General features: G+C 58.1%; 16 protein-coding genes. 8 read left to right on the top strand and 8 right to left on the bottom strand.

Going from position 1 to position 18078, the window contains the following annotated elements; translation table 11 throughout:
* Window positions 1-326 precede the first annotated feature (326 nt).
* Both FJE54_RS00255 and FJE54_RS00250 read right to left on the bottom strand, forming a co-directional pair.
* A complete protein-coding gene (locus FJE54_RS00255; protein WP_139650546.1) occupies window positions 327-674 on the bottom strand; it encodes a nuclear transport factor 2 family protein in 348 nt (115 codons plus the stop codon).
* Between the two features lie 11 nt (window positions 675-685).
* On the bottom strand, window positions 686-1465 hold the full coding sequence (locus tag FJE54_RS00250; protein ID WP_139650545.1) for an SDR family oxidoreductase: 780 nt from the start codon (window positions 1463-1465) through the stop codon (window positions 686-688).
* 254 nt (window positions 1466-1719) lie between these two features.
* Between FJE54_RS00250 and FJE54_RS00245 the strand changes: the two genes are divergently transcribed.
* Together FJE54_RS00245 and FJE54_RS00240 are read left to right on the top strand one after the other, a co-directional pair.
* Window positions 1720-2049 carry a TfoX/Sxy family protein gene (locus FJE54_RS00245; protein ID WP_139650544.1) on the top strand — a complete coding sequence of 110 codons (330 nt, stop codon included), beginning with the start codon at window positions 1720-1722 and terminating at the stop codon, window positions 2047-2049.
* On the top strand, window positions 2046-2465 hold the full coding sequence (locus FJE54_RS00240; protein WP_139650543.1) for a pyridoxamine 5'-phosphate oxidase family protein: 420 nt from the start codon (window positions 2046-2048) through the stop codon (window positions 2463-2465). Before FJE54_RS00245 ends, FJE54_RS00240 begins: the two co-directional genes overlap by 4 nt.
* Window positions 2466-2597: 132 nt before the next feature.
* On the opposite strand, the gene FJE54_RS00235 is transcribed toward FJE54_RS00240, so the two are convergent.
* From FJE54_RS00235 to FJE54_RS00215, 5 genes are all read right to left on the bottom strand, one after another.
* A complete protein-coding gene (locus tag FJE54_RS00235; protein WP_180326469.1) occupies window positions 2598-3488 on the bottom strand; it encodes an SPL family radical SAM protein in 891 nt (296 codons plus the stop codon).
* A gap of 161 nt (window positions 3489-3649) precedes the next feature.
* Entirely contained in the window at window positions 3650-4321 is a 672-nt protein-coding gene (locus FJE54_RS00230; RefSeq protein WP_139650541.1) for a GyrI-like domain-containing protein, read from the bottom strand.
* Window positions 4322-4349: 28 nt separating this feature from the next.
* Window positions 4350-4820, bottom strand: a complete 471-nt coding sequence (locus FJE54_RS00225) for a GyrI-like domain-containing protein (RefSeq protein ID WP_139650540.1) — start codon at window positions 4818-4820, stop codon at window positions 4350-4352.
* A gap of 96 nt (window positions 4821-4916) precedes the next feature.
* Complete coding sequence (locus FJE54_RS00220; RefSeq protein WP_139650539.1) at window positions 4917-5831, bottom strand: helix-turn-helix transcriptional regulator; 915 nt, start codon at window positions 5829-5831, stop codon at window positions 4917-4919.
* A 3-nt stretch (window positions 5832-5834) separates the two neighbouring features.
* On the bottom strand, window positions 5835-6458 hold the full coding sequence (locus FJE54_RS00215) for a GNAT family N-acetyltransferase (protein WP_139650538.1): 624 nt from the start codon (window positions 6456-6458) through the stop codon (window positions 5835-5837).
* A gap of 311 nt (window positions 6459-6769) precedes the next feature.
* On the opposite strand from FJE54_RS00215, the gene FJE54_RS00210 reads away from it, so the two are divergent.
* The 6 genes from FJE54_RS00210 (at window position 6770) to FJE54_RS00185 (ending at window position 17567) form a co-directional block, all read left to right on the top strand.
* Window positions 6770-7885, top strand: a complete 1116-nt coding sequence (locus FJE54_RS00210) for a serine hydrolase (protein ID WP_180326468.1) — start codon at window positions 6770-6772, stop codon at window positions 7883-7885.
* Between the two features lie 607 nt (window positions 7886-8492).
* Window positions 8493-9491 carry a serine hydrolase gene (locus FJE54_RS00205; RefSeq protein WP_180326467.1) on the top strand — a complete coding sequence of 333 codons (999 nt, stop codon included), beginning with the start codon at window positions 8493-8495 and terminating at the stop codon, window positions 9489-9491.
* A 557-nt stretch (window positions 9492-10048) separates the two neighbouring features.
* The gene (gene pheS / locus FJE54_RS00200; protein WP_139650535.1) at window positions 10049-11110 is read left to right on the top strand and encodes a phenylalanine--tRNA ligase subunit alpha; all 1062 of its coding nucleotides are present in this window, start codon (window positions 10049-10051) and stop codon (window positions 11108-11110) included.
* Between the two features lie 13 nt (window positions 11111-11123).
* A complete protein-coding gene (gene pheT / locus FJE54_RS00195; RefSeq protein ID WP_139650534.1) occupies window positions 11124-13619 on the top strand; it encodes a phenylalanine--tRNA ligase subunit beta in 2496 nt (831 codons plus the stop codon).
* A 1103-nt stretch (window positions 13620-14722) separates the two neighbouring features.
* A complete protein-coding gene (locus tag FJE54_RS00190) occupies window positions 14723-15472 on the top strand; it encodes a DUF2087 domain-containing protein (protein ID WP_139650533.1) in 750 nt (249 codons plus the stop codon).
* Between the two features lie 973 nt (window positions 15473-16445).
* On the top strand, window positions 16446-17567 hold the full coding sequence (locus tag FJE54_RS00185) for a helix-turn-helix domain-containing protein (RefSeq protein ID WP_139650532.1): 1122 nt from the start codon (window positions 16446-16448) through the stop codon (window positions 17565-17567).
* 52 nt (window positions 17568-17619) lie between these two features.
* Here the strand turns inward: FJE54_RS00185 and FJE54_RS15900 are convergent, their stop codons facing one another.
* Window positions 17620-17871 carry a hypothetical protein gene (locus FJE54_RS15900; protein ID WP_180326466.1) on the bottom strand — a complete coding sequence of 84 codons (252 nt, stop codon included), beginning with the start codon at window positions 17869-17871 and terminating at the stop codon, window positions 17620-17622.
* Between the last annotated feature and the right edge of the window lie 207 nt (window positions 17872-18078).

Raw genomic sequence — 18078 nt, 5'->3', positions numbered from 1 at the left:
CGAAGCGAAACATGCTGCCGAAAAACGCAACACAACGCGAGAAACTGCGCATATCGGGAGCGTTTCGCTGCTAGAGGATGTCGAGTCATGCGAGCGATTGCCTGTATGGTGCGGCAAGCATCAAACGTTGACCGTTGTTTCGTTTTGCCACTCTCATGGTGTCGAACACCCATCAAAGAAGAACCGTCACCGAACTAGGCGAAAAGGGCGCTCCGCCAAACGCGCGGTTTGAAGGAGCGCATCGCATGCATGATGGAAGGTCGAAAGGGGAATCCCGAGTTTTCCTTCGGTCCTGGATGAATGCTGGTTAACCGCAGGCGGTGCACCTACGCCGGGCGAATCACGAGCTCTTGGATGAGGCTGTTGTCGAGCGAGCAGCTCGAGTCGTTGCAATTCTCTATCGTGGCGATCGCATGCACAACGGTGCCGTTGTAGTCAGCGTAGAAATTAACGGTTCGCTCATCGATAATGCGGGGGTCGAGCATTGAAAACCCGCTTAAGACGAACTGGTTGTGGTAGAACATGTCGATGGCGCGCTTGCCGTAGGTGAAGAAGTTCTCAAGGCCGACGAGCTGAGGGCAGTAGTCGAACAGACGGCATGAATCGGTGAAGCACGCCGCCAGAGCTTCATGGTCTTTCTTCAGCATTGCATCGACGAAAGCGTTGACGATCATCTCGGAACCTCCTAGTAGACTTTCTCGGAATGCAGCAGCGCATCGGTTCCGCCGTCGACGAACAGCACGACGCCGTTGATGCCCCGCGCTTCGGGCGAAGAGAGAAACACGATGGCGTTGGCTATTTCGGTTGGGTCCATGAGCGGATCGCCGCCGTAATTTGTGGGCACGGGAAGCGCACGGACGGCAACGAGCATCTCATCGGTCAACTGGTCGGTCATTGCGGTGCGCACGTTTCCTGGAGCGACAACGTTCATTCGGACTCCGCGAGCGCCCCAGTCGGCACTCACGCGTCGGGCCCAGCGGGCGAGCGCGTACTTGGTCGCCGCGTAGAACGCGTGGGCGGTCGAAGGATCGTAATCTTTGACGAGTTCGAGGATGCGGTCTTCGTCGGCGTGGTTGTTGAGCATGCCGACAACGTCCATGCGTGCCGCGCCCTGCGCGATCGTGTTCGACGAGATAACGACGCAGTTGCCGCCTTTTTTCTCGAGCAGATCCCTCGCCCCGATTGCCATTTCGGTGGCACCGAAGTAATTGAGGGAAATGATCAGCGGGATGTTTCCGTTGGCCGCCGACACGCCTGCGTTGCAGATCATGGCGTCGATGCCTTCGGGATGCAGGTCATGCAGTTCGGCGAGCGCTTGCTGTCTTCCCGCCCTCGTGGCGAGATTCGCGTCGATATCGCCTCCTTTGAGGTCGATGTTGACTACGGTGTGCCCCTGATCTTTGAGGATCGAGGCCGTTCTGGCACCGATGCCGCTTGTGGCACCGGTTATCACGTAGATACCCATGCGATAAAATCCTTGTCTCGTTTTGGTTTCCCTTTGCGCGCTCAGGATCGCGCTCTGCGGGTGAGCGCATGATAGCATGTCGGCTCCAAGCCTTCGGTTTCCGTTCGATAACAGTGGGATGAACAGCCTCGTTCGGGCGGAATTCGGTAAGCTACGCCATGTGTGGTTACAATTGACAAACATATGTTCGCTATAGTATCATCGTCCGAACGGTTTCAGCTGGGCTCGCGCGCAGCGTGTTGCGAGGAGGTTTTATGGCTTCGAGTCCTGAGTTCGTAGCGTACGTATGCGACCAGCTTGCACCTTTAGGGCAGGTGCATACGCGAAAGATGTTCGGCGAGTACGGGGTGTACTTCGGGGGAAAGTACTTCGGGCTCATATGCGACGATCGATTCATGATCAAAATCACGGAAGCGGGCAGGGCCCTCGTGCCGCACTGCCCGCTCGGCGTTCCGTACGAAGGCGCGAAAGAAGCGCTGCTCATTGAAGATCTCGAGGACCGAGATCTGCTGGTCGAACTCGTCAAGGCAACGTGCGCCGAGCTTCCCGATCCTAAGCCGAAGAAAAAGAAGGTGCAGCCATGAGGGATATCGAAGCGACCATCGGAAAGCTCATCGATCATCAGAATACGTCGTTTCTCGGGTCGGTCGGCGAAGACGGCTACCCTGGCGTCAAAGCGATGCTGCCTCCGAGAAAGCGCGAAGGCATCAAAACGTTCTACTTCACCACCAACACGTCGTCGAGGCGGGTGGCCGATTTTCGTCGTGACCCGAAAGCGTGCATCTATTTCGTCGATCGGCGTTTTTTCCGCGGTGTCATGCTTCAGGGCATGATGGAGGTGCTCGAAGACGCAACCTTCAAAGAGATGATCTGGCAACCGGGTGATACAACGTACTATCCCGAGGGCGTGACCGATCCCGATTACTGCGTTTTGCGCTTCACCGCCGAGCGTGGACGCTACTACCGCAATTTCTCGTCGGAAGATTTCACGGTGGAGTAAACGCGCATGCGGCCGCACCTTGCTCTGCGGCCGCATGCTGGCAGGCGGAAGCACATCTTTCGTTCTCCAAATGTGTCTGCATACGATAGGCGATGCGCTTCGTCTGCTGTCCCGAAAGCGATAGCCGAACGATCAGAACAGGGTTGCCTGCTCCCGATCGGCTTGGCATTTGCTTGCTTTGATGATGTCGTCCATGTGATACGCGATGTTCGCCTTATCGCACAGCTCTCTCATGCGCTTGAGAATATCGTTCAATTCGAGGCTGTAGCAAAAGTACGACGCTCCGTACACTTCCTTGAATTGCCGGGCGAGCTTCGGCGATATGTGCTTCAGGTTATCGAGGAAGAATTCTTTCTGCCCGTCGCGGATGGAAATGCCGCCGAGCGTGTAGATGAACTTCGCGCCGCCTTGATGGGCAAGCTCGACGATCTGCTCGATGTTTTCCCTCGTGTCGGTGACAAACGGGATGAGAGGGGTGAGCATGATGCCGGTGAACACGCCGCCGTCGCTGACTTCTTTCAGAGCGGAAAACCGCTCGCTGCTTGAAGGCGCATGCGGCTCTACCGTTTTCGCCAGCGCATCGTCCGCAGCGGTGACGGTGAACCTGACCGATGCCGAATTCGCCCACGATATTCTCTGCAGCACATCGATGTCGCGGGTGACGAGTGGGCTTTTCGTGTTGACATCGGCCCCGAACCGACAGTCGGCGATGATGGAAAGGGCGCTTCTCGTCACGCGGAGGTCTTGCTCGTGTATGTTGTAGCAGTCGGAAACGACGCCGGTGCTGATGACGCCGCTCTTCTTCTTTGCATGGAGCGCTTTCGCCAAAAGTACGTCGGAATCTTCCTTGACCTGCACGTCTTCGAAATCCTTTATCCCGTAGCAATTGCTTCTGCTGTCGCAGTAAATGCATCCGTGGGTGCATCCGCGGTACAGGTTAATAACGTAATCGACGCCGAACCATTCAGAAGGTTCATATCGGGACTTCTGAAGAATCGTTTTGGCGGGAATCGTGCGAACCATACGCTGCGCTCCTTCGCTATTTCGGCTTGCAGCCGCGTGGCTGTCTACATAACTCATTACCGAAATAGTATAGCGAAGGAAGGCATCGCACCTATGGGGTTCGTGCGGATTCGAAGTGATGAAGCGCGTGAGCGGTGGGCGTCAAGTCTTTCGAGCGAACGTCAAACCTTTCGGATAGGATGGCGGATGACCGTCTTAAGGTTCTCAGGTTTCGACTTGCGTGGATCGCCTAAATAGATCTCGTGATGCCTGCGGGCAAGCGGGAACGGTTCACGTGCTGACGAAATATCGGTATCGTAGCCTTCGGCTTCGATGAAGCGGTTCAGTTCGATGATGGTCGCAGGTTCATCGTCATAGGGCCCTTTATGCAGAATCTGGGCGCAGAGGCCTTCTTCGAACACTTCGAAGCGCGCACGGGAAAGGTCGAGTTCGGGCTTTTTCCGTGAGAGTTCGCCTGCCGCCCATTCGAAAACGGCGGGGGTTACGAAATCGGGCTGGCGAATCATCGAGATCCACGTAAACGCGCTTTTGTCCTGAATCGGCATGCCCTCGAAGGGTACATCATCGGTCCACCACAGACCTTCGAGCGGACTGACGACGTACTCGAAGTACCCTTCCGGTTGCGTTCCTGCCATTTTAGACATTTTGATGGTGAACGAAAGGCCGTAGAGAAGGCTCATTGCGTGCTCGTATTCGCCGCCTTCGACGTTGGGGTCTCCTGTGCCGGGCACCATGATGAAGCCCATGGCAGGTACTTCGACGATTGTCGGTTTCGTTTTCGAAGGATAGAGATCGGGGTATTCCTTCTTGAAATCGAATTTCTTCTCTGCCATGGGTTTCCTTTCCTAAAGAGTATGTGGGCTACTTCGCAAGTGCGATGTAGAGATCGATGTCGGTATCGTTCTCGTCTTCCATCGCAGGATACGCTTCGAAATCGACGGTCCAGGCGCGCCGCGCCGTCAGATCTTCCATCGCCCAGATCTCGTTCCATGCCTGGACGACCGTGTTGACGCAATCGCCGTGCACGGTGAACTTCGCATACGTGCCTGCCGGTATCACGAGTTCCTCCATGGTTTCGGGAACCGGTTCGCCTGAAGATTCGCACCCGACCATCATCGCGTACGTTTCGTCGTCCATGGCGTAATCATAATACAGGCCGAAGCATGTATAGGGTTCGGTTACCGCATCGGGTACCGATTCGGCCATGCCGTTGCCCATGAACGCCTGCCAAAGACCGCCGATCTTCTCGGAACAGTCGGGAGCTCCGTTCGAGGTGCGGATAACGGGTCCGACAACGCGGCGCTCGGGGAGTTCGACGATGGTGTATTCCATAGGTCATTCCTTTCGATTGATGGTGACGGGGCAAGCGTACCGCGAGTAAGAGGACAGGGCATGTCCTCTTTTAAGAAAGAAATCGAAAACCGTCGTTTACTGCGCACGGTAGCGGTTTGCGATGCGCTGCGCTTCGTCAATAAGCCACTGCCTCGCTTCAGCGGGTGCGAGCACCTCGACCATCGAGCCGAACGAAAGCAGATAGAACCTCGTGCGTTCGTCGAGCGTACAGGCAAGCGCGACGTCGAGGTATCCGTCTTCTCGAAACGTGATCATTTCGGGCGCGAACTCCTCGCGAACGCGCTCCTTGGCTTCGGGGTTGAAGCGGAGTTTGAGCTCGGTTGTACCGCGCGGTCCCGCCCCTGATTCTCCGAGCGTTTCGGGTACGGGCCGGTAGGCGAACGTTTCGGGAAGGATCTCCATGTCTTCCCAGTTCATGCGAAACAGCTTGAAGGTGCGCCAATCCTGCCTGGCAAGGCAGTACGCCCGCAGGTACCAGCACGACTCCTTGAACACAAGGCGAGCGGGTTCGACCGTGCGCACGCTTGCGTTGCCCGCAGCGTCGAAATACGAGAACCTCAAAAGATGCCGCGTGCAGATGGCTGTGCGAATCAGATCGAATGCGTGTTTGTATTCGGGCGGAGCTCCCCAAAACGAGAAGTCAATGTCGACCCAATCGACCGGTTCCCGTTGAAACACGCGTGCGAGCCGGTCGCGAGCCGCGTCGTTATCGACCGCCCCGGTCCTTCCGAGGGCCGAGAGGGCGGCAAGTATTGCTTCCTGCTCCGATTCCGATACGAGCGATTTGTCAAGCACGTAGTTGTCAAGCAGGTGGATGCCGCCGCCTTTGCCGCGCGTCATGTATACGGGCACGCCTGCCGCCGAAAGCGCTTCGACGTCGCGGCGGATGGTGCGCGACGATACCTCCAGTTCTCGGGCGAGTTCTGAAGCGGTCATGCATCGCCGGTCCATGAGAAGATAGACGATCTCGAACAACCTGCCCGTTTGCATGGCTTACTCGCTTGGAAGCGTACGGTGCTGCGCGGGCAGCGCTCGCTCGAGCAGCGCATCGACGGCGTGCGCATCGAGTGCGGGGAAAGGGACGATCGGCGCTGGTTCGCCCGAAAACGAACCGATCTGCTTTTGGTACCAGGCAACATCGTGCCAGGCGCCGCATTTGAATCCTGCCTGACGTTGCACGCCCATGAGGTTGAACCCGAGGGCTTCGTGCAACCCGACGCTTGCCTCGTTGGGAACGGTGATCAGGCTGAACACGTTGCGGATTCCCTGGATGGCCAGAAGGTCGAGCACCGCGGTGCTCAGCGCCCGCCCGAGCCCTGCGCCTTTGCTGGACGGTCCGAGGTATACGGACAATTCGGCGTTCCAGGCATATGCAGCTCTCTCGCCGATGGGGTGCGCATAGGCGTACCCGACAATCGCACCGCTCCTTTCGGCTACGAGGTACGGATACTGGTGCACGATGTCGGCCATTCTCGCTTCGAACGATGCGAGGGGGGGCACCTCGGTTTCGAATGTGATGGGGCTATCTTCCACGTACGGTGCATACAGGGCAAGGATGGCCCGGGCATCCTCGATGCATGCGGGTCGCAAGCGGACGTTTTCGGGTGTTCGGCTCATCGAGATGCGTGCCTCCTTTGCGCACGCATGTGCGGCGCAGTCGGTGTTCGGGTGCAATTCTACCCGATAGTCGGTTCTCGCGACGCATCGACGTGCAAACAACAGCAGATCGAACCTTTCCCAGCGTTTCGGTGCACCTTGTCTGTGTCGCGCCCTTTTGTCGAATACCCCAGATTTATGTGGAGATTCGCAGCGCAGTGCATCACCGGACAGCGTTATTTGCCACAATATTGCCTATGAGCAGAATCGCTCGATGTACATTTACTACCTGTGATCAGCAGGTTTTTTATTTTGAAAGGCCGGGACGCCGCATGGCGAGAAACATCTACGTGGGCGGTAAACCGCGATGGTATGAGATCCTGCCGGTATCCCCGGCCCTCCTCGCTGCCGCTCTGGCGGTATTGGTGCTCGGTGGGGGAATCTGGGGCGTTTCGAGCATCCTTGCTCAGGGCGAGCCGGATACGTCCGACCCCGATGTCGGCGCCGTTCTCTCCGAGCCGAGCGATGCTCCTGCGGTCGACGTGCCCGCGGTCGAAGAACCGAGCCTCGCCCTCGATCCGGCTTCCGTTGATGCCGCTTCGAGCGCGGCGGACATCAACCTCTTCTCGGCGCTCGATGCCACGTCTGAGCTGCTCGACTCATCTCAGGTTGCCGCAGTCGAAGACGCTATCGGAGCCATCGCTTCGTACGGCTATCGAACAGGCTTTGTCGTACTCGACCTTTCGACGGGCAAAGGCGTTGGATACAACGCCGACGACGAGTTCTTCTGTGCGAGCACCGTTAAGGCACCGTTTGCCGCCTACGTGTATCAGAATCTGATCGATCCGGGCGAAATCAGCGTGTCGGAGGTATTGGAGAAGGATGTCGAAATCGGCGGCACGGGCGTCATGCTTACCGAGGATAAAACTGAATACGAGCTCGAAGAGGTGTTGGCCGATGCGATCGTGTATTCGGACAACATCGCCTACGCGATGCTGCGCGAGCACTACGAAGGGCCCGCATGGGACGAGTGGACAGTTGCGGCGGGGGTCGAACAGGGCGTGAGCGTAGAAGGGTACTACCCGTTTTGCAGCGCGAAAGATTTAGCGCAGTACTGGATAGCCGTCCAAACGTACCTCGAATCGCAGAGCGCAGGTGCGCAGAGTTTGAAGAACCTGCTCGGAACAACCGAGGTGTCCTTTTTGCGCGAAGCGCTCGGCTCCCGTGCGAGTGTGTACGCCAAAGCGGGTTTCGAGGTGGATTCCGAAAACGGGGATCTAGGGGCCATCAACGATGCCGGCATCGTTTCGGGCCCTTCGGGCGATTACCTGATCGCCGTCATGTCCGATATCGACTACGATTCGGAGTGGCTCACCGATAACGCGTGGCTTATCGTCGACCTCATCGAAGCTCTCGACGATCTCCATACAGCCGTACTCGCTGCGTAGATGCGCCGGTGTCTATCTGCCGCGTTTACTGCTTGAGTTCAGGGCTTCCGACGCTGTTCAGGGTAAGTTTTTGACCGCGCTTGGAGAAATCTATTTGAAGGATTTCAATATATGAGTATCATGCATAGATATGAGCGAACGATACCCATATGGCGAAACACCTCGGCCTCGCGACGGCATTGCGGGGCCTGATCGTGCAAGTGTGCGTTCCCGCCGTACGGTGGAGCGGGTGTCGGTCTCTTTCGGGTCGGGACGCTCGGTGCCCGGCGGTTTCGAGGATGAAGATGCGGGCGATCGCGCAAGCGGCATGCCGCGCGCCTCGAAAGCTCCACAGCGGACGGAGCGCGTCCATCTATCCGATAACCGCTCGGCGGTATACGCGGAAAAAAGGCACGCTCGGGTTGAAGGCGCCGCGCAGCAACGACGGGTTCCCGCACAGGATCGAGGCGCCCGCATCTCAGGACGCTCTTCCAACCGGACTTCGCGAAGCTCTGCAACGCCGCTGTTCGTCGAGGCCACCGCATGCGGCGGGAGACCTCGTGGGTTCTCGCTGTTTCGGGGTTTGGTTGTTGTAGCGGTGGTGTGCTGCGTATGCGCGGGAGGAACGATGCTGTTCGGTGCGCTTGCTTCCGGCGGCCAGTACGACGGTCGTGCCGAAGGCCCATCAGATCTGAGCGCGGCGATAGACGGCGCACTGTCGAGGATCGTGACCGATGCGCCGCATCTCGCTTTGGATGCGGCGGACCTCGATATCGTACCGAGTGGACGCGAAATCACTGCATTCTCCGTGCTTACCGGTACTTCAGAACCCCTTGCCGAAGAGCACGCAGCCGTTCTGCAACGGGCGATTTCGGCGTTCGGCGATTCCGGCTACCATACGGGCTTTGTGGTACTCGACCTCACAACGGGCAGGGGCGTCAGCTACAACGCCGATGAGAATTTCTTCTCGGCCAGTACCGTCAAGGCTCCGTTTGCCACCTTCCTGTGGCAAGAGCTCATCGAAACGGGCGAAGCCGATCTCGGCAGCACGCTTGTCAAAGACGATGTGCGCGGCGGCACGGGCATCATGGCCTTGGAAGAAGACAAAGACGAGTACACGCTCGAGGAGGTCGTGGCTAACACGATCATGTATTCGGACAATACGGGTTACGCGATGCTGCGCAACCACTACGACGGCGATAGCTGGGATGCGTGGACCGCAGGGGCGGGCGTTCCCGAGGCGGAAAGCGAGGCCGGCTGGTATTACAATTACTGCGCGCGCGACCTTGCAAAGTACTGGATCGCCATCGACGCGTACCTTGAAACGAACACCGAGGGTGCGCAGAGTATCGAAAAGCTGTTCGGATCAACGGAGATCTCGTTTATTCGGCAGGCGCTCGGATCAGAGTGCGAGGTGCGTGCGAAAGCAGGGTTCGAGTCCAGCTTCGTTGGCAGTGCGGCTGCGCTCAACGATGCGGGCATCGTGGAAAGCCCGACGGGCGACTATCTCGTCGCTGTCATGTCCGATGCCGATTACTCCCATCCCGAGGCAACGGAAAACGCGACGCTCATCATCGACTTGATCAAAGCGCTCGGCACCGTGCACGACGAGGCGCTGGTCGTATAGCGCGAGAACGTTCCCGTGCTCTGATCGTGCTTGAGACATCCGCGCATTTTGGCAGACGAACCATACCGTTTTTCGATGCGGTGTTCGATCCGCATGCTTGCGCCCATTGCGCTCAAAGCCTCGGTTCTGCTCTGTGAAACCTCGGGGCCTCTGTGAAAATTTTTTCGCACGAGGCGCGCAATGGGTTATACTAACGCGTTACAACACCATACAAGAAATGCTATGACGAAGACAGCATCGCGACACCATGACGCAACCAGAGAAGGGTCTCACCGGCTGAGAGGACTCGGCGACATGCGCGATGATTCACTTTACCAGCAGCGGGGCTGAACGGTCGGATTGCACGACGCCAGTAGGTTTCGCCGGGCGCTCCCGTTACCGGGCAAACGAGAGGGCGGATAGCTTGGCTGCGCAGTGCGCGTAGCGAGCCTTCGCCAACCGAGGTGGTACCGCGAGAGCTTATCTCGTCCTTGGATGCAGGGATGAGGCAGGCTCTTTTTTATTGCCCCGGGTACGGTATGGGTCGTACGCGGGAAGCGAAGACGGAAGGCAGGAACATGGCACTGACAGACGAATTGGGAGCGCTGCGCGAAGAGACGCTTGCGGCTATCGCTCGGGCTGGAGATTCTGCGGCGCTCGAGCAGGTGCGCATAGGCGTACTCGGAAAGTCGGGAACGCTCACCGGGTATCTGAGATCGATGGGCAGCGTGCCGAAAGAGGAGCGTGCTGCCGTCGGCAAAACCGCTAACGAAGTGCGCGTTGCAGTCGAAGGGGCGCTCGAGGCGCGCAAAGCCGAACTCGCTTCGGCCGAACTTGCGGCGAAAATCGATGCGAGCGCGGTCGATGTGACACTTCCCGGCCGTGCGCAGCAAATGGGTACGCGCCACCTTATCAGCGGCATCATCGACGAGATCTCCGAAATTTTCCTCGGCATCGGCTACACGGTGGCCACAGGCCCCGAAGTGGAAACCGACTACTACAACTTCGAGGCGCTCAACGCTCCCGCCGACCATCCCTCGCGCGGTTTGGCCGATACGTTCTACGTGCGAGACCTGTCGGGCGATGTGGCCGCCGTCAAGGGCGAGTCAGACGTGCTTCTGCGCACGCAGACCTCGGGCGTGCAGGTGCATGCGATGGAGCAGCAGAAGCCGCCCATCTACGTGATCGCACCCGGCAAGGTGTACCGCCGCGACGTGGCCGATCCAAGCCATCTTCCGCAGTTCACCCAGATCGAAGGGCTTGTGGTGGACAAGGGCATCACGTTCGGCGATCTGAAGGGCACGCTCGACTACTTCTGCAAGCAGCTGTTCGGACCCGAGCGCAAAACGCGCGTACGTGCCCATTACTTCCCGTTCACCGAGCCTTCGGCCGAGGTCGACGTAAGCTGCGGCATCTGCAACGGCGAGGGCTGCCGTTTCTGCAAGGGCACCGGTTGGCTCGAGATACTCGGTTGCGGCATGGTCGATCCGAACGTGTTCGGCTACGTGGACATCGATCCGGACGAATACTCGGGCTTCGCGTTCGGCATGGGCGTCGAGCGCGCGGCATGCCTCAAGTACAACGTACCCGATCTGCGCATGCTGCTCGAAGGCGACATGCGGTTCCTCCGTCAGTTCTAGGAAGGCGATTCACTTGAAAGTATCTCTCAAATGGCTTAGCGAATACGTCGACGTACCGACGGATGTGAAAGCGTTCTGCGACCGGCTCGATTTGACCGGCACGGGTGTGGAGGGCGTCGAAAAACTCGGGGCGAACTTCGATAACATCGTTACGGGCCAGATCATCTCGAAGGAGAAGCACCCCGATTCGGACCATATGTGGGTCACGAAGGTCGATGTGGGCGAGTGCAATCTCGGGGATGACGGCACGCCAGAACCGCTTCAGATCGTATGCGGTGCGCAGAACTTCAACGCCGGCGATCATGTGGTCGTGGCGATGGTGGGCGCGGTGCTGCCGGGCGATTTCAAGATCAAGAAATCGAAGCTGCGCGGCATCGCGAGCTGCGGCATGAACTGTTCGGAGCGCGAGCTGGGGCTGGGAGCCGATCACGACGGCATCATGATCCTGCCCGAAGATGCCCCCATCGGCGTACCCTTTGCCGAGTACAAGCAGATGGGCGATACCGTGCTCGATCTCGAGATCACGCCGAACCGACCCGATTGCCTCTCGATCACGGGCATGGCGCGCGAAGTGGGAGCGATGTACGGAATCGATTCGGCGAGCCCGCTTGCCGATATGGCCGCCAAGCTCGAGCTCGATGCGGCTGCCGTGGCCGTTGACGAAGCGGTCCGTGTGACGATCGACGATGCGGTGCGCTGCCCCCGCTACACGGCGCGCGTCATCCGCGGGTGCAAGGTGGGGCCGAGCCCCGATTGGATGGTCGAGCGTTTAGCGGCCATCGGCCAGCGCTCCATCAACAACATCGTCGACGTGACAAACTACATCCTGTTCCTCTTCGGCCAGCCGCTGCATGCGTTCGACCTCGATAAACTCGTCGATGGAAACGGTCTTGCCTCTATCGTCATCCGTGCTGCCGCAGAAGGGGAGAAGCTCGTGACGCTCGATGGCGAAGAGCGCACGCTCACCTCCGACATGACCGTTATATCCACGCCCGATCAGGGGGCCGTTGCGCTTGCGGGCGTGATGGGCGGACTCGACACCGAAGTGACCGACCAGACGGTGAACATCGTCCTCGAAGCAGCAACGTTCGAAGCAGGTCGCGCGAGCCGTACGAGCCGCAACCTCGGGCTCATCAGCGAAAGCTCGATGCGCTACGAGCGCGGCGTCGATGACCACGGTATCGATGCGCGATCAGCCGCAGCCTGCGCGCTCATCGTCGAAGTGGCGGGCGGCACCGTGAGCGCGGCGGTAGGCAACGACGCTGGCATCGTAGACGTGTGGCCCGATCCCTCCGAAGCGGTTCGCCTCGAATTCCGCATCCCGCGCTTCTGCGCGCTTATGGGTGCCGATATCCCGCGCGAGGACATTGTGAGCATTCTCGAACATCTCGGCTGCGAAGTCGCCGATGCGGCCTGCGCCGATGCGCTTACCGTCGTTGCGCCGACGTTTCGTCCCGATCTCGTGCGCGAGGTCGATCTGTACGAAGAGGTGCTGCGCCTGTGGGGCATGGATCGCATCGCTCCGACGCTTCCCGGCGGCCGTGGGCGCATCGGGACACGCAGCGCCTTCGAGCACGCGGTTGCCACCCTGCATGCAGCTATGCAGGCGAGCGGTCTGAACGAGACGATGACCTATTCGCTCGTCGAGCCGACCGAGCTTGAGCGCCTGCGGATGAAGACCGACGACTTGGGCGTAGCCGTCGAGCTTATCAATCCGATGAACGCCGATCAGTCGGTCATGCGCCAGAGCATCATCCCCGGGCTTTTGCGCTCGGTCGCTTACAACCAGAGCCATGGCGTGAAGAACATCCAGCTCTACGAGATCGGCGCAGTGTTCTTCGGTGCCGAGGGCAGGAAAAAGCCCAAGGAGAAGCAGAAGCTTGCAGGTGTGCTCGCGGGGGCGATGGGTGACGCGGCATGGAACGTCCAGCCTGCGCCGTTCGACTTTTTCGATGGCAAAGGTGCGATCGAGAACCTTCTGCGCGAGCTCGCGGTGCCGAAGGTGCGGTTCAAGGCGCTTTCCGCCGACGAGGCTCCCCATCTGCAGCCCGGGCGCGCAGCCGAGGTGCTTGCGGGCGGTGCAGTGCTCGGCTGGGTGGGCGAGATTCATCCACTCGCAGCCGAAGCCTACGAGGCGACGGGCCCCGTGGTCGCATTTGAGCTTGACGTGGACGCGCTCGTGAAAGCGAGCCGCCCCGCGCGCGATTACGTAGACGTACCGGTGTTTCCCGCCGTGTCGATGGATGTGGCGCTGGTGGTCGATGAGGCCGTGACGCACGAGAAGCTCATGCAATGCATGTCGTCGGCCGGCGGAAAGCTTCTCGAGAAAGCCGAACTCTTCGACGTGTATCGCGATGAGGAGCGCGTCGGTGTGGGCAAGAAATCCATGGCCTACGCGCTTACGTACCGGGCAGCGGACCGCACGCTTACCAGCGAAGAGGTCGACAAGGCCCACGCCCGCCTCATTCAGAAGGTGAGCGCCGCCACAGGTGCCGAGGTGCGCGGGTAGCAGCAAAGGTGACTGTCGCCCGTGTAAGCTGACGGGCGGCAAGAGGGAAGCGAGTAGGGGCGGCGCGCATTGCCGCCCCTTTCTTGCGCGGACGCATGAATGCCCACGGAGCGCTACGCCGCTGCCTGTCGCCCGTAGCGCTCCGCGGCCGTTTCGCTGTCTGCACCTCTATTCCTGATAGGTACCCTATGACTGGTCAATAGGGTTCCGTTGCGAAGGTTTAGTCGAGACTAACTTTTGTTGTGCTAATGAATGAGATCGTGATCTGGGTATACGCTAGAGATCGTATCCGTGATGGAAGCTCGACTGCAAAAACTTGGCTAAACGAAGGTAGACTGCCCACCGGGTATTTGCACACAAATGGCTCGGCTCGCCTTTCGCTTCGCGGCGGGAATGATCGCTGGTATCAGCATCGGTTAGGCGACAACGATGGGAAAGATTGTGGGCGAGGCGGTGACTGCGCTCCGATGCGCTCCGAGCGGGAGTCGTCCGCCCCCGCCGTCTAACCGGGATCGGCGTGCTTTCCGTAGAGCTCGCGACAGCAGCCTTGTGCATCAAGTCGCCAGAGACTTGCGTCAGTGACGCTTGACGGCGAAAAGAGCCCCGAATGCACACTTTCTCTCGATGTGTTGCGCTTTTGGGCCTCCGAAGCCTTCTCGGAAGTCTGGCGGCGGATCCCTTGTCTGCGTGCGGATAGTTGCAAGTCTCTGAGCAGGTAATTTACTCGGAGCGGAAAGAGCCGATCTCCCGTTACGTCTTTCAAACGCAACACAAGGGCAAAAACTGTGCAGGGTTGCTTGATTTTCGCTGTAGACCAATATTGGCGCACGTCTGCTCGGAGCACTGATGCGCTGGTATCGCCATCGGGTGCTATTCGGGCTAGCATCGATTTCTTTCGAAGAGAATTGATGCAAAGGTATTTCGTTCAGCAATATGCGTTGGCGCAGCTTCGCAGAAGCGCGCTTCAGGGGCCTCGGGTTACTGCGAGGTCCTCTTTATGGATGCGATATGTATTATGTTGACAAATATGATAAACACAACAATAATGCGTTTACGAAATTGGGTTCAATACACGCACGCTGGATACGAATGGAGTATACGCAATGGACTACGCCACATTGACGATCGAAGAAATCAAAAACGGCTACCGCTACGATGAGGTCGAAAAGGCCTACGTCTGCAATTATTGTGGGCGCAGGTTTGACGAAGGGCAGGTGTTCCCGATGGGTGATCGGTTCTATGTACCCGAATACGCGGCACGGGAGCATATCGCCGCCGAGCACGACGGTGCGCTCAAAAAGCTCATCGAGGGTGGCGCGAAGTACAACACCTTTACCGATACCCAGAAAGAGCTGCTCGGATTGTTCGCCCAAGGCTTGAGCGACAATGAGATCGCTGCAAAGCTCGGCGTCAAAGCCTCCACGGTGCGCCATCAGAAGTTTACCTTCCGCGAAAAAGCCAAGCAGGCGAAGTACTATTTGGCGGTTTACGACGAGGTATTCGGTGAAGGCGGCGCACGAAAAGCCGACGACATCGTGGATATTCCCAACACGGCTACCATGTTGGACGATCGCTACGTGATCACCGAAAAAGAACGCGAGCGCATTCTCCGAAGCGAGTTCGAGAGCATGAATCCCTTGCGTTTGCGGCACTATCCGCTCAAGGCGAAGAAGCAGGTGGTCGTTTTGAGCGAAGTCGCGAAACTGTTCGAATTCGGACGCACCTACACCGAGGCCGAAACGCGCGAGATGCTCGGCGCGGTCTACGGGGATTACAGCATGCTTCGTCGCTACCTGGTGGATTACGGTTTCATGGGCCGGACGAAAGACGGTTCGGAGTACTGGTTGAAGTAAGCATGCAGCGAAGCTGACTAAGCTTCACGTCCAAGGCAGCTTATGGAAGCGGCGTGCTTGGCGGGGTACGATGCGTGAGCGACGGGATTGGATCCGAGGGCGGCCTATAGGGTCGCCCTCGGTTTCCTGTACCGTTTCGCATCGAATACCAGTAGAGGGATCATCGGAGGGATGTATAATGAACCTGACTGTGCATGGCGTACCGGGCATGGAGGTGCTGTATGGGCAATCGCGGAAGCTCTGGTAATCGAGTTGTTGTGGTATGCCGGTGGGCGGAGGCGGCTTCTTCCCTTATCGGTTCGTTGCTGCTGATTGTCGTAGCGTACATTGCGGTGGCTCTTGTCAACATTCTCGTCAGCCCGAAGGCAACTGGTTGGGAAGCGGCAGCTGTGTGGTGCGCGCTCTCGGTTGTCGGTATCGTTCTGCTGTTGCTCGCCATTCATCTCTTTTCCACTGTCTGCAGATGGACGCGGAAAACAGGGCTCTTTTTCGAAGCCGATAACATATCCAGCCTCAGAAGCGTCAGCTTGCTGCTTTTCGTCCTTTCGCTGTATACCGCCGCTGGATGTGCTGGGCTTACCATGTTTGCAGGGTATTCGGAAGAAGGCATGCTTCGTCCCCTAGTGGTTTGGATAGCGCTTTCCTGTCTCATCCTGGCTTCACTGCACGTTCGACCGCAGTCTGCGTTACGATGCGGCGCGGTTGGCTGCCTCGAGGAGAGCAGCTGACGTATTCGAGCTGAGCTTGGCGCGAATGTGATACTGCTTTTCAAGTCTGGTTTGCAGCGAGAAGCGAGCAGGCACGCAGGTGTTTCAGTGCGAAACCGTTTTTTTGAGCCAGCGGCATTTCCCTCAGTTGATCTTGTTCCCGCGTAATCAACCAATACTCCATTGCGTCAACCACTTGGATATCCCATACTGAGGAACATCGAGCCGAACAAACCACTCGGCAAACTTTCATCCATAGGGGTACCATGAACGACATCAACCTCGGCACCACGATCGCGCGCCTGAGAAAGCAAGGGGGTCTTACGCAGAACGATCTTGCAGAGCATCTCGGGGTTACTAAAGCAGCGGTCTCGAAGTGGGAGGTCGGGCAGAGCCTGCCTGATGTGGCGCAATTGCCGCGGATCGCCGCGTTTTTCTCGGTCACTATCGACGAGCTGTTCGACTATCGCCCGCAGATGTCCGAAGCTCGTGTGAAAGAGGTTGCCGTGAGGCTTTCGAACATGCTCGGCGATGACCCCGATGCCGTCATTGTCGAGTGCAGACGCTATATCAAGGAATACTATTCCTGCTGGTCGCTTGTTGTCATGCTTTCGAATCTCATGTATACAGCAGCGGTTCACGTGAGTCCGGTAGAACCCGACCCCGCTATCATCGACGAAACAATGGGGTATTACGAGCATGTGGCAGCGCATTCGGATAACGTCGAGCTAATCAGAGCTGCGAAGTTCGTCATTGCGGGCATGGCGATGGCGCAGAAACGCTATGAAGAGGCTATCGAGCGCTTCGAAGAACTCAAACCCGCTCAGCCCCTTGAAATCGAATCGTCGCTCGCCTCGTCGTATCAAATGATCGGTGAAACCGAGAAAGCAATCGAAATAAACCAAGAGCACCTGTACTGGAGCATTTTCGGTGTGGTGAACAGCTGCACGGCCCTTCTTTCGCTTTGCGGCAATGACGGGGAACGCCTTGAGATCCTTATCCATGCAACGGAAAGCGTGATCGATGCATTCGGCCTTTCGGAGACGAGTCCAGCCCATGAGCTTTCGTTTCACTTCAATGCGGCAACCGCGTACAAGGAACTCGGCGATCTCGATGAAGCGTACGCCTGCCTCGATCGTTATGCCGAGCTGGCCGCTCGGGCAGACGAGATGTTCGCCGTCGACCTTGAACCCGGTGCATTGTTCGACAGGCTCGATCATCTGTTTCGCCCCGATGCCGATGACGCTGACCGTATATATCTTGAGAACACGATGGCGGGACTCGGAAAAATCGGGCTCGTCCAGATGCTCGCATTCAGCCCCTCATGGGCCGATGCGCACGATGATCCGCGCTATCAAGCGGTATTGGCAAAAATCGAAGCGGCATAGCGCGTATGTCGCGCCCATCGCAGAATCGCACGATAGTTCCGGGCGAGTTTGCTCACAGCCAGCCGAATGGGTCGATCCTAAAGCAGATGCAAAATATCAGGGGAATTGCGATTGTGCCGGCAACGATGACGAAGTATCTGAGCGGCGACTGCTTGCGTTCGACGGGCTTGCCCTGAGCCGCAGCGGTGTCGGCAAGAAAGCGCATGTCGTCGAACAGGCAGGCCAGACGAAAAAGCATCCACGTGATCACGGTGCCGAGCCCTACGAAAAGGATGAAAATCAGCAGTAACCATATCATGACCATCGTACGCACCTGCCTTCCGTTGGGTGTAAAGCTTCTGGGTGCCCACCTATCGTGTTGACCAGTATAGCAAGTTAATGATCTCGTGCAGTACTGTATCTGCACCAAAGCAATATCAGCCAAAGCGGTTTGCCGATATGGGTTTAATCGGATCGCCGCTTGTGCGGGTGTTGTTCAAGGGGTTCGGGTGCATCTCGAACCCCTTGATAC

The sequence above is a fragment of the Raoultibacter phocaeensis genome, from assembly GCF_901411515.1.
Taxonomy (GTDB): Bacteria; Actinomycetota; Coriobacteriia; order Coriobacteriales; family Eggerthellaceae; genus Raoultibacter; species Raoultibacter phocaeensis.
The sequence above is the reverse complement of the archived record's forward strand: the minus strand, read 5'-3'. Positions and strand labels throughout refer to the sequence as shown.

What these genes read in the sequence shown, in the direction of transcription:
- FJE54_RS00240 (WP_139650543.1), top strand. Translation starts at nt 2,046, where the DNA reads ATGAGGGATATCGAAGCGACCATCGGAAAGCTCATCGATCATCAGAAT.
- FJE54_RS00245 (WP_139650544.1), top strand. Translation starts at nt 1,720, where the DNA reads ATGGCTTCGAGTCCTGAGTTCGTAGCGTACGTATGCGACCAGCTTGCA.
- FJE54_RS00235 (WP_180326469.1), bottom strand. Translation starts at nt 3,488, where the DNA reads ATGGTTCGCACGATTCCCGCCAAAACGATTCTTCAGAAGTCCCGATAT.
- FJE54_RS00210 (WP_180326468.1), top strand. Translation starts at nt 6,770, where the DNA reads ATGGCGAGAAACATCTACGTGGGCGGTAAACCGCGATGGTATGAGATC.
- FJE54_RS00205 (WP_180326467.1), top strand. Translation starts at nt 8,493, where the DNA reads ATGCTGTTCGGTGCGCTTGCTTCCGGCGGCCAGTACGACGGTCGTGCC.
- pheS (WP_139650535.1), top strand. Translation starts at nt 10,049, where the DNA reads ATGGCACTGACAGACGAATTGGGAGCGCTGCGCGAAGAGACGCTTGCG.
- FJE54_RS00225 (WP_139650540.1), bottom strand. Translation starts at nt 4,820, where the DNA reads ATGGAATACACCATCGTCGAACTCCCCGAGCGCCGCGTTGTCGGACCC.
- FJE54_RS00190 (WP_139650533.1), top strand. Translation starts at nt 14,723, where the DNA reads ATGGACTACGCCACATTGACGATCGAAGAAATCAAAAACGGCTACCGC.
- FJE54_RS00250 (WP_139650545.1), bottom strand. Translation starts at nt 1,465, where the DNA reads ATGGGTATCTACGTGATAACCGGTGCCACAAGCGGCATCGGTGCCAGA.
- FJE54_RS00185 (WP_139650532.1), top strand. Translation starts at nt 16,446, where the DNA reads ATGAACGACATCAACCTCGGCACCACGATCGCGCGCCTGAGAAAGCAA.
- FJE54_RS00220 (WP_139650539.1), bottom strand. Translation starts at nt 5,831, where the DNA reads ATGCAAACGGGCAGGTTGTTCGAGATCGTCTATCTTCTCATGGACCGG.
- FJE54_RS15900 (WP_180326466.1), bottom strand. Translation starts at nt 17,871, where the DNA reads ATGGTCATGATATGGTTACTGCTGATTTTCATCCTTTTCGTAGGGCTC.
- FJE54_RS00215 (WP_139650538.1), bottom strand. Translation starts at nt 6,458, where the DNA reads ATGAGCCGAACACCCGAAAACGTCCGCTTGCGACCCGCATGCATCGAG.
- FJE54_RS00230 (WP_139650541.1), bottom strand. Translation starts at nt 4,321, where the DNA reads ATGGCAGAGAAGAAATTCGATTTCAAGAAGGAATACCCCGATCTCTAT.
- FJE54_RS00255 (WP_139650546.1), bottom strand. Translation starts at nt 674, where the DNA reads ATGATCGTCAACGCTTTCGTCGATGCAATGCTGAAGAAAGACCATGAA.